Raw genomic sequence first — 10345 nt, 5'->3', positions numbered from 1 at the left:
GCGACCTGAAGGCGCTGGCCGGCGGCGGCTATGACCCGACACGGCCGCCGGCGCCGCGCGGCCTGGGCGACCGGCTGGCGGTGGCCTGGGCGGGCTTTGCCGGGCGGGTGTGAGCAGCGCAGCATCATCATCCGAACCGATCGGTAACATCGGCTCAAAGAATTTCTCCTGGATGGGTCTCGGGACTATCTCTGCGTCAACGGCGGGGGGCACCCCGCCACCCCAACCCGAGACACAGGATGATCCCGATGTTCGCTTCCAACAGCTTCCGCGCCCTGGCCCTCGCCGCCGGCCTGGCCGTGGCGCTCCCCGGCCTGGCCCTGGCCCGCGACCTGGCCGAGAATGCCAACAATGGCTCGACCAGCGCCCCGGGTGCCTATTCCATGCAGGTGACCCAGCCGCGTGACGTGGCCGGCATCCCCGACACGGTGGGCAACTCGGCCGAGGCCGATGGCAACCCGCTGGCCGCCAGCGTCTCCACCACGCTGCGGCATGAGGCGCTGCACGGCGCCCGCCCGGTGGGCAACTCGGCCAACGCCTTTGGCGGCTTCGGCACGGGCTCGGTGGGCGGCTGAAGCCAGGGCGGCTGGCAGCCGGGGCTTTGATGCCCCGGCGCTTCAGCCCTTCGCAGCCGGGCACCGGGGCGGCCCTGCATCCCCCGGCCGTTCCGCCATCCCCCCCCGATGACGCCCGCTGCGACAAGGGCCAGCCGCTCCCTCGGCTGGCCCTTTTCCGTGTTCGGCGGGCGAAGCGGCTGTCAGGCCGGCTCGGGCAGGCGTGCGGGGTCGGCGCCGCGCACCACGGTGCGGATGGCAAAGGCCGACTGGATGCGTGCCACCCCCGGCATGCGGGAGAGCTGCTCCTTGTGGATGCGTTCGTAATCCGCCGCGTCCCGTGCCTCGACCCGCAGCTGGTAATCGGCATTGCCGGTCATCAGGTAGCATTCGCAGACCTCGGGGCATTGCCGCACCGCCGCCTCGAAGCGGTTGAAGGCGTCCTCGGTCTGCTTCTCCAGCGTGATCTGCACGATGACGGTGGTCCGCCCCTGCGGACCGGGATCCTCGATGATGGCGGTGTAGCCGCGGATGACGCCGCCCGCCTCCAGCAGCCGCAGCCGGCGCAGGCAGGCGGAGGGGGAAAGGCCGATGGCGGCGGCCAGCGCCGCGTTGCTCATCCGCCCATCGGCGCGCAGCAGGCGGAGCAGCTTGCGGTCCAGATGGTCCAGCACGGGCGGTTGCATGATCTTCGACGGATTCGCAGGATCTTCGAATGGATCCCGCCGAATTGGCACGAGGTTGCGCCAATCGCAAGCACCTGCCGTCGAATCCGGCCTAGGATACGCTTTCGACACCAACCCGTGCCCTGATCGCGACGGGTGGTGGGGCGGGAGCATGGACGCGATGAAGGTTCTGATCCTCGGTGCCGGCGTGGTCGGCGTCACCTCGGCCTATTACCTCGCCCGGGCGGGGCATGAGGTGCAGGTGGTGGACCGCCAGGCGGGCGCGGGGCTGGAGACCAGCTTCGCCAATGCCGGCCAGGTCTCCTTCGGCTATTCCTCGCCCTGGGCCGGGCCGGGCATCCCCCTCAAGGCCATCAAGTGGATGTTCCAGCAGAACAGCCCGCTGGTGATCCGCCCGCGGATGGACCCGCTTCAGTGGTCCTGGCTGCTGCAGATGCTGAAGAACTGCACCGAGGCCGCCTACCGCACCAACAAGTCGCGCATGGTGCGCGTGGCCGATTACAGCCGCGGCGCCCTGGCCGACCTCCGCGCCGAGACCGGCATCGAATACGACCAGCGGGAGCGCGGCACGCTGCAGCTCTTCCGCACCCAGGCGCAGCTCGACCATGTGGGCGACGACCTGCGCGTGCTGCGGCAATACGAGGTGCCCTTCGAGGTGCTGGACCGCGCCGCCTGCGTGGCGCGCGAGCCGGCGCTGGCCCGGGTGCGGGAGAAGTTCGTGGGCGGCCTCTATCTGCCGCAGGACGAGACCGGCGACGCGCATCTCTTCACCCAGCGCCTGGCGGCGATCTGCGAGGGGCTCGGCGTCACCTTCCGCTACGGCACCACCATCGAGGGGCTGCAGACCGAGGGCGGCGCCATCTCCGGCGTGCGCACCGGCGCGGGCCTGCTGACGGCGGATCGCTACCTGCTGGCGCTGGGCAGCTATTCGCCGCAGCTGCTGGCGCCGCTCGGCCTGTCCATCCCGGTCTATCCGGTGAAGGGCTATTCGCTGACCATGCCGGTGGTGGACGATGCCGCCGCCCCGGCCTCGACCGTGATGGACGAGACCTACAAGATCGCCATCACCCGGCTCGGCGACCGCATCCGCGTCGGCGGCACGGCGGAGATCGCCGGCTACGACCTGCGGCTGCATGAGGAGCGGCGCCGCACCCTGCTGCATTCGGTGCAGGACCTCTACCCGCAGGGCGGCGACCCGGAGCGCGCCCTGTTCTGGTGCGGGCTGCGGCCGATGACGCCGGATGGCACGCCGATCATCGGCGGCACGAAATATCCGAACCTGTTCCTCAACACCGGCCATGGCACGCTGGGCTGGACCATGTCCTGCGGCAGCGGCCGCCTGGCCGCCGATCTGGTGGCCGGCAACCGCCCGAATATCGAGCATGAGGACCTGGCCATGGCGCGCTACGCCGCCTGAGTCCCGGCGGCAAAGGCGGGGCGCTCAGCCCCGCCGCATCGCCCGCAGCAGCACCAGCACCGGCACCAGCCCGACCGCCACGATCAGCAGCGCGGCGGTGGAGGCCTCGGCCAGCCGCTCGTCGGAGGCGAGGTTGTGTACCCGCACGGCCAGGGTATCGAGGTCGAAGGGCCGCACGATCAGCGTCGCCGGCAGTTCCTTCATGGTGTCGACGAAGATCAGCACCGCCGCCGTCAGCAGCGCGCCGCGGGCCAGCGGTGCCTCGACCCGGGCGATGGCCTGGCCGGGGCCGCAGCCCAGCACCCGCGCCGCCTGGAACAGCGAGGGGCGCAGCCGCGCCAGCCCCGATTCCACCGCGCCCTGGCCCACCGCCAGGAAGCGCACCAGATAGGCGAAGACCAGCGCCACCATGGTGCCCGAGAGCAGCAGGCCGGAGGACACGCCGAACCGCGCCCGCAGCCAGGAATCCAGCGCATTGTCCAGCAGGCCGAAGGGCACCAGCGTGCCCACCGCGATGACCGAGCCCGGCACCGCGTAGCCCAGCCCCGCCAGCCGGTTGGCCAGGCGCGACCAGGGCGTGGGATAGAGCCGCACCCCCCAGCCCAGCAGCGCCGCCAGCGCCACGCCGAGCAGCGCCGTGACCCCCGCCAGCAGCAGGGAGTTGCGCGCGAAGGGCAGGAAATTGGCCGGGTCCAGCGCGTCGCCGCGGTCCAGCATCAGGTGCAGCAGCCCGCCGGCGGGGATGACGAAGCCCACCAGCACCGGCAGGGCGCAGGCCAGCATCGCCGCCCAGCCCTTCCAGCCGGAGAGCGGCGTGGGCTGCAGCGGCGCCTGGCGGGTGGTCGTCGGATGGTAGCGGCGGCCACCGCGCGAGACATGCTCGGCCAGCACCAGCAGCGCCACCAGCCCCATCAGGCAGGCGGCGAGCTGGCTGGCCGCCTGCCGGTCGCCCAGGCCGAACCAGGTCTCGTAGATGCCGGTGGTGAAGGTGCGGACCGCGAAGTAATCCACCGTGCCGAAATCGGCCAGCGTCTCCATCAGCACCAGGCCGAGTCCGGCGGCGAGCGCTGGCCGCGCCAGCGGCAGCGCCACACGGAAGAAGCTCTGCCGCAGCGACAGGCCGAGGGTGCGCGAGGCCTCGATCAGGCAGGAACTCTGCTGCAGGAAGGCGGCGCGGCAGAGCAGGTAGACGTAAGGATAGAGCACCGCCGCCAGCATCAGCGCGGCGCCGGGGAGCGAGCGGATCTCGGGGAACCAGTATTGCCCCCAGCGCAGCCCGGTCAGGTCGCGGATGCCGCTCTGCACCGGCCCCGCCGCATCCAGCAGCCAGGTGTAGAGATAGCCGCAGACATAGGCCGGCATGGCCATGGGCAGCAGCAGCGCCGCCTCCAGCAGCCGGCGGCCGGGGAAGCGGCAGGCGGTGACCAGCCAGGCGCAGCCGATGCCGGTGACGCCCGCCATCAGCGCCACCAGCGCGCCCAGCTGCAGCGAATTGCCCAGATAGGGCAGCAGGTTGGTCTGCAGGATGTGGTGCCAGACCGCGCCGGTGCCGCTGCCGGTCCAGAGCGGCGCGGCGGCATTGGCCAGCACCGCCAGCACCGGCAGGGCCACCAGCAGCGCCACCAGCCAGCCGGAGCGCGCCCAGAGCGGCACGCGCCGCCGCGCCGGGCGCGGCAGGGCGGGGGATGGCAGGGGAAGGGTCGGGTCGGTGATGCTGGTGCTGGACACGCGGATGCAAACGCCTCTCAGCCGCGCCTAGCACGCGGGAGGGGGTGGGGGGAAGCGCCGGCGGTGCCGCCGGCGCGACGCGCCCGCCCCCCGGGCGCTACTTCTTCTCCGCCTTGCGCGCCTCCCACTGGGCATGGGTGGTGCGCGGGATGTCGATGCGGTCGGTGGTGCGGGTGTACCAGCCGCGCCCATGCATGCGGCCGATCAGGTTCAGCTTCGGCGTGTCGATGTAGTATTTCGATGCGTCCAGCACGCCCTCATCCTGCACATGCATGGCCCGCACCCGGCCCAGCACCAGCGTGTGGACGCCGACCGGCACCAGCTGGAAGGTCTCGCATTCCATGGCGACCGGGGCCGCGGCGATGCGCGGCGGCTTCACATGCACGCTCGGCGCCCGCTCCAGCCCGACCTCCGCCAGCTCGTCCACCTCGGGCGGGAAGTCGGCCGCGGTGTCGCTCATCGCCTGGCCCAGCGCCTCGCTCACCAGGCAGACGACGAACTGGCCCGTGGCGCGGATATTGGCCAGCGTGTCCTTCACCGGCGCCTCCACCCCCTCCGGCCGTGGCCCGCAGGAGAAGCCGATCACCGGCGGCGTGTCGCCGAAGGCGTTGAAGAAGGAATAGGGCGCGGCATTCACCACCCCCGCCGCGTCCTGCGTCACCACCCAGGCGATGGGGCGCGGCACCACGGTGGAGACCAGCAGCTTGTAGGCCTCGCGGGTCGGGATCGTCTCGAAATCGAAGAGCATCGGTGGTCCTGGAAGGGAGGGTCAGGTCAGGCGACGGGGTGCAGCGGCGCTTCGCCGCGCAGCAGCACGGCATCCAGATTGTCGAGGCAGCGGAAGCCCATGGCATCCCGCGTCTCCACCGTGGCGCTGCCCAGATGCGGCAGCAGCACGGTGTTGGGGGCGGTGTGATAGCCCTCGAAGATGCGCGGCTCGCCCTCGAAGACGTCGAGCCCGGCGGCGCGCAGATGCCCCGAGTGCAGGGCGGCGCAGAGCGCCGCGTCATCCACCGTGGTGCCGCGCCCGGTGTTGACGACGATGGCGCCGCGCTTCAGCCAGGCGATGCGCTCGGCGTCCAGCCAGTGCCGCGTCGCGGCGCCGCCCGGGATGTGCATCGACAGCACGTCGATGGCGCGGAGGAAGCCCTTGTCGCTGTCATGGTAGATCGCGCCCTGCTCCTCCTCGGCGGGCAGGCGGTTGCGGTTGCGGTAGTGGATCTCCATGCCGAAGCCGCGCGCCATCCGCGCCAGGGCCTGGCCGATCCGCCCCATGCCGAGGATGCCGAGGCGCTTGCCCTCCAGCGTCACCCCCATCAGCTGGGTCGGCGCCCAGCCGGTCCATTGCCGGGCGCGAAGCAGGCGCTCCGCCTCGCCGCCGCGGCGCGCCGCGGCCAGGATCAGCAGGAAGGCGATCTCGGCGGTGGCCACGCTCAGCACATCCGGCGTGTTGGTCACCGCGATGCCGCGCGCCTTCGCCGCGCCCAGGTCGATATGGTCGGTGCCGACGCTGAAGGTGGCGATGACGCGCACACTCTCCGGCAGGGCGGCGAGGGTGGCGGCCCCCATGGCGTCGCCGGCGGCGCAGAGGATGCCCTCGGCGCCGGACTGGCGGGCGGCGGCGACAATGGCCGCGCTCTCCATCGCCGTGTCGGCCGGGTTGGGGATGGTGACGTAGTCGCGCTGGGCGCGCGCCTCCACCGCATCCGGGAAGCGGCGGGTCATCAGCAGGACGGGCTTGGTCATGCGCTCAGCTCCAGATCGGGTCGAGGGGCGGGCGGCCGGCCAGGACGGCGGCGATGTTGTCGAGGCTGCGATGCCCCATGGCGTCGCGGGTCTCCACCGTGCCGCTGCCGATATGCGGGGCCAGGGCGACATTGGGCAGGCCCGCGAGCCGTTTGTCGAATCGCGGCTCGCCCTCGAACACGTCGAGCCCGGCGGCGGCCAGTTGCCCGGATTGCAGCGCCGCGATCAGCGCGTCCTCCTCGACCAGCCCGCCGCGCGCCGCGTTCACCACCACCGCGCCGCGCGGCAGCAGCGCCAGCGTCTCGCGGTTGAGGATGTGGCGGGTCGCGGGCAGCAGCGGGCAGTGCAGCGAGACCATGTCGCAGCGCGGCAGCATTTCTTCGAGTTGGGCGACATGGTGCGCGCCTTCCTCCAGCGCCGGCGGCAGGGCCGCGACGTCATGGTAGAGCACCCGCATGTCGAAGCCGCGGGCGCGCCGCGCCACCGCCCGGCCGATGCGCCCCATGCCGATGATGCCGAGCGTCTTGCCCCAGACGCGGACACCCAGGAAGTCGCCCATGCCGCGCGGGCCCCAGCGATCCTCGCGCAGCACGCGGTCGGCCTCCGGCAGGCGGCGCGCGGCGGCGAGCAGCAAAGCGAAGGCGAGGTCGGCGGTGCAGCCGGTCAGCACGTCGGGCGTGTTGGTGACGATCAGCCCGCGCGCCTGCGCCGCCGCCACATCGACATGGTCGAAGCCCACCGAGCAGGTGGCGGCGATGCGCACCTCCGGCGGCAGCGCGGCGATGAAGGCGGCGTCCATGCGGAAGGAGGAGGAAACCAGCAGCGCCTGCGCCCCGCTCTGCCGCAGCGCGGCCAGCGCCTGCTCCTGGGTGAGGTCGTGCGCCTCCGCCTGGATGGCGTCGTATTCCTGGCGGATGCGCGCCGCGATGGCGGGCGGCAGGCGCCGCACGCTGACCAGGCGCGGCCTGGTCGGGACCGGTTCCTGCATCGTCTCTCCCCGTCTTTCCGGGCAGCTTAACCGGGTGGGCGTGTCTTGCCAGGGGGAGGGGAAGCGTTCACGTTCCGCGCGGAAACCGACAGGAGTTGCACGGCCATGGATCTGGGTCTGCAAGGGCGCCGCGCCCTGGTGATGGGGGCCTCGAAGGGGCTCGGCCGTTCGATCGCCGATGCGCTGGCGGCGGAGGGCGTCGCGATCGCCGTCTCCGGCCGCGAGCAGGCGAGCCTCGACCGCGTCGCGGCCGAGCTGGAGAGCCTCGGCGCGCCGAAGGCGGTCGGCATCCCGGCCGATGTCGCCGAGGGCAGCCAGATGGACAAGCTGGCCGATGCCGCGGTGGCGGCGCTGGGCGGCGTCGACATCCTGGTGCTGAACCATGGCGGCCCGCCGACCTGCACCGCGCTGGAGATGAAGCAGGAAGACCTGATCACCTGGTTCCAGCGCATCGTGCTGTCGCCGATCCGCATCGCCAACCGGCTGCTGCCGGGCATGCGCGAGCGCAAATGGGGCCGCATCCTGACCGTGGGCTCCACCGGCATGGTGCAGCCGCTGCCCGGCCTGGCGCTGTCCAACACGCTGCGCGCCTCGATCGTCGGCTGGAACAAGACCCTCTCGGCCGAGCTGGCGGGCGAGGGCATCACCTGCAACATCCTGGCCCCCGGCGCCTTCGCCACCGACCGCACGGCGGAGACGCTGGCCGCCGCCGCCGCCAAGACCGGCAAGAGCATCGAGGCGCTGGTCGCCGAGCGCTCCGCCGCCATCCCGATCGGCCGCTATGGCGAGCCGAAGGAATTCGGCCCGATGGGCGCCTTCCTGGCCTCCGACCGCGCCGCCTACACCACCGGCCGCATTCACATCATCGATGGCGGGGCGGTGCGCTGTGTCTGAGACGACGACCCGGCCCAATCTGCTGCCGGATGTTGACCTCGCGCAGCGGCTCTTCGCCGAGCTGCGCGAGAAGAGCTTTGATGGCGTCGGCATCACCCGGGAGGCCTATGGCCCGGGTGAGCGCATGGCGCATGCCGTGATGCGGCGCGAGGCCGAGGCGCTGGGCCTCGAGATCGCGACCGATCCGGTGGGCAATCTCTACATGACGCTGCCGGGCGCCGACCGCGCCCTGCCGCGCATCCTGACCGGCAGCCACCTGGATTCCGTCCCGCAGGGCGGCAATTTCGACGGCGCCGCCGGCGTGCTGGCGGGGCTGGCGGCGGTGGCCGGGCTGAAGCGCGCCGGCTTCACCCCGCCGCGCGACGTCACCGTCATGGCGATCCGCTCGGAGGAGGCGGGGGCCTGGTTCCCGACCTCCTATCCCGGCAGCCGCGGCGCGCTCGGCCGGCTGAAGGCCGAGGAGCTGCAGGTGAAGCGCCAGGACAGCGGCCGCACGCTGGCCGAGCATATGCGCGAGGAGGGCTTCGACCCCGGCTTCGCCGAGCGCGGCGAGGCCTATATCACGAAGGCCAACACCGCCGCCTTCGTCGAGCTGCATATCGAGCAGGGCCCGGTGCTGGATGCGGAGGAGGTGCCGGTCGCCATCGTCACCGGCATTCCGGGCAGCCGGCGGCTGCGCCAGGGGCGGGTGCTGGGCGAGTACAACCATTCCGGCGGCACGCCGCGCCGCTATCGCCGCGATGCCGCCATCGCGCTGGCCGAGCTGGCGGTGGCGCTGGATGATGAATGGGCGCGGCTGGAGGGGCATGGCCACAAGCTGGTCTGCACCTTCTGCACCCTGGCCACCACGGCGGAGGCCGGCTTCACCAAGATCCCGGGCGAGGCCACCTTCATGCTGGATGTGCGCAGCGTGAACCCGGCCAGTGTCGATGCCATCTTCGCCGAGCTGGCGCGCAAGGTGCCGGAGATCGAGGCGCGGCGCGGCGTGCGCTTCGACCTCGGTCCCGAGACCGGTTCGCTGGCCTCGCCGATGGATGCCGGGCTGCGCGCCGGGCTGGCGCGGGCGGCGGAGGCCGTGGGGGTGCGGCATATCGAGATGGCCTCGGGCGGCGGGCATGATGCGGCGGCCTTTGGCGCGGCCGGCATCCCGACCTCGATGCTGTTCGTGCGCAACCAGAATGGCAGCCACAACCCGCATGAGGCGATGCGGGACGAGGATTTCGCCGAGGCCTGCAAGGTGATGACCCGCTTCTTCGCCGAGGCGCCGGTCTGACCGAACTGAAGGCGGGTGCAGGGGACCCCGTCCCCTGCTGGGGGAGTTTGAGGGGGCAAGGCCCCCTCAAGCTTTTTCTTCACCGCATCGGCGGTGCGTAAAGCAGCCCACCCCGGTTCCACAGCGCGTTCAGCCCGCGCTCCAGTCCGAGCGGTGATTCGGCGCCGAGGTGCCGTTCGAAGATCTCCCCGTAATTGCCGACCGCCTTGATGGCGTTGTAGGCCCAGCGCCGGTCCAGCCCCATGGCCGGGCCGTGGTCGCCGGCGACGCCGAGCAGCCGCCGCACCTCCGGGTTCTGGCTCTCCAGCATGGAATCGACATTGGCCTGGGTGATGCCGTGCTCCTCGGCCAGGATCAGGGCGAAGATGGTCCAGCGCACGATGTCGTACCATTGCGCGTCGCCCTTGCGCACGGCGGGGCTCAGCGGCTCCTTCGAGATGATGTCGGAGAGGATGACGTGCTCGCCGCGCGGCAGGGTGGTGGCGAAGCCGGCGAGCTGGCTGGCATCCAGCGTGTAGGCGTCGCAGCGGCCGGAGGTGTAGGCCTTGCGGGTGTCCTCATTGCCCTCGAACACCACCGGGTTGACGCGCAGCCCGTTGCTGCGCGCCCAGTCGGCCAGGTTCAGCTCATTGGTCGAGCCGGCGGTGACGCAGATCGAGGCACCGTCGAGCTGCGCCGCGCGGGTGACGCCGCTCGCCTTTGGCACGATGAAGCCCTGGCCGTCATAGAAGACGGGGGAGGCGAATTGCAGCCCGGCATTCACCTCGCGCGCATGGGTCCAGGTGAAGGTGCGGGCGACGATGTCGACCTGGCCGGATTGCAGGGCGGTGACGCGGGTGGCGCTGGTCAGCACCGTCCAGCGGATGCGCGCATTGGGGCCGAGCACGGCGGCCGCCACGGCGCGGCAGATATCCGGGTCCAGCCCCTGTTGCTCGCCGCGGCTGTCGGGCACGCCGAAGCCGGGGGAGCCCTGGTTGGCGCTGCAATCCAGCAGGGCCTTGGCGCGCACCGCGGCCAGGGTGGGGCCGGCCGGCGCCGGCTGGGCCAGGGCGGGCGGGG

10 protein-coding genes are annotated in these 10345 nt (G+C 72.0%); 4 read left to right on the top strand and 6 right to left on the bottom strand.

Annotation, left to right across the window (positions count from 1 at the left end; genetic code table 11):
- Nucleotides 1–248 precede the first annotated feature (248 nt).
- Nucleotides 249–575: a hypothetical protein gene (locus HMPREF0731_RS03205; protein ID WP_040611888.1), complete on the top strand. Its 327-nt coding sequence runs from the start codon at nt 249–251 to the stop codon at nt 573–575.
- 182 nt (nt 576–757) lie between these two features.
- On the opposite strand, the gene HMPREF0731_RS03200 is transcribed toward HMPREF0731_RS03205, so the two are convergent.
- Entirely contained in the window at nt 758–1240 is a 483-nt protein-coding gene (locus tag HMPREF0731_RS03200; protein WP_051014652.1) for an Lrp/AsnC family transcriptional regulator, read from the bottom strand.
- Nucleotides 1241–1400: 160 nt separating this feature from the next.
- Between HMPREF0731_RS03200 and HMPREF0731_RS03195 the strand changes: the two genes are divergently transcribed.
- The gene (locus HMPREF0731_RS03195) at nt 1401–2657 is read left to right on the top strand and encodes a D-amino acid dehydrogenase (protein WP_040611887.1); all 1257 of its coding nucleotides are present in this window, start codon (nt 1401–1403) and stop codon (nt 2655–2657) included.
- 24 nt (nt 2658–2681) lie between these two features.
- Here the strand turns inward: HMPREF0731_RS03195 and HMPREF0731_RS03190 are convergent, their stop codons facing one another.
- The 4 genes from HMPREF0731_RS03190 to HMPREF0731_RS03175 all read right to left on the bottom strand — a co-directional run bounded on the left by HMPREF0731_RS03190 (nt 2682) and on the right by HMPREF0731_RS03175 (nt 7119).
- Nucleotides 2682–4385 (bottom strand): ABC transporter permease, encoded by a 1704-nt coding sequence (locus HMPREF0731_RS03190; RefSeq protein WP_007002576.1) that lies wholly within the window; start codon nt 4383–4385, stop codon nt 2682–2684.
- A gap of 97 nt (nt 4386–4482) precedes the next feature.
- The gene (locus tag HMPREF0731_RS03185) at nt 4483–5133 is read right to left on the bottom strand and encodes a flavin reductase family protein (protein WP_007002575.1); all 651 of its coding nucleotides are present in this window, start codon (nt 5131–5133) and stop codon (nt 4483–4485) included.
- A gap of 26 nt (nt 5134–5159) precedes the next feature.
- Complete coding sequence (locus HMPREF0731_RS03180; RefSeq protein WP_007002574.1) at nt 5160–6131, bottom strand: 2-hydroxyacid dehydrogenase; 972 nt, start codon at nt 6129–6131, stop codon at nt 5160–5162.
- 4 nt (nt 6132–6135) lie between these two features.
- A complete protein-coding gene (locus HMPREF0731_RS03175; RefSeq protein WP_007002573.1) occupies nt 6136–7119 on the bottom strand; it encodes a 2-hydroxyacid dehydrogenase in 984 nt (327 codons plus the stop codon).
- 105 nt (nt 7120–7224) lie between these two features.
- Between HMPREF0731_RS03175 and HMPREF0731_RS03170 the strand changes: the two genes are divergently transcribed.
- Nucleotides 7225–8013, top strand: coding sequence for an SDR family oxidoreductase (locus HMPREF0731_RS03170; RefSeq protein WP_007002572.1), 789 nt, complete (start codon nt 7225–7227; stop codon nt 8011–8013).
- The gene (locus HMPREF0731_RS03165; RefSeq protein WP_245538235.1) at nt 8006–9286 is read left to right on the top strand and encodes a Zn-dependent hydrolase; all 1281 of its coding nucleotides are present in this window, start codon (nt 8006–8008) and stop codon (nt 9284–9286) included. The genes HMPREF0731_RS03170 and HMPREF0731_RS03165 overlap by 8 nt, the downstream gene beginning before the upstream one ends.
- Before the next feature lie 79 nt (nt 9287–9365).
- Here the strand turns inward: HMPREF0731_RS03165 and HMPREF0731_RS03160 are convergent.
- Nucleotides 9366–10345 (bottom strand): amino acid ABC transporter substrate-binding protein (locus HMPREF0731_RS03160; protein ID WP_007002570.1); only part of this gene is annotated, 980 nt, incomplete at its 5' end.

Origin of the sequence: Pseudoroseomonas cervicalis ATCC 49957 (genome assembly GCF_000164635.1) — a bacterium.
GTDB lineage: Bacteria > Pseudomonadota > Alphaproteobacteria > Acetobacterales > Acetobacteraceae > Pseudoroseomonas > Pseudoroseomonas cervicalis.
The sequence above is the reverse complement of the archived record's forward strand: the minus strand, read 5'-3'. Positions and strand labels throughout refer to the sequence as shown.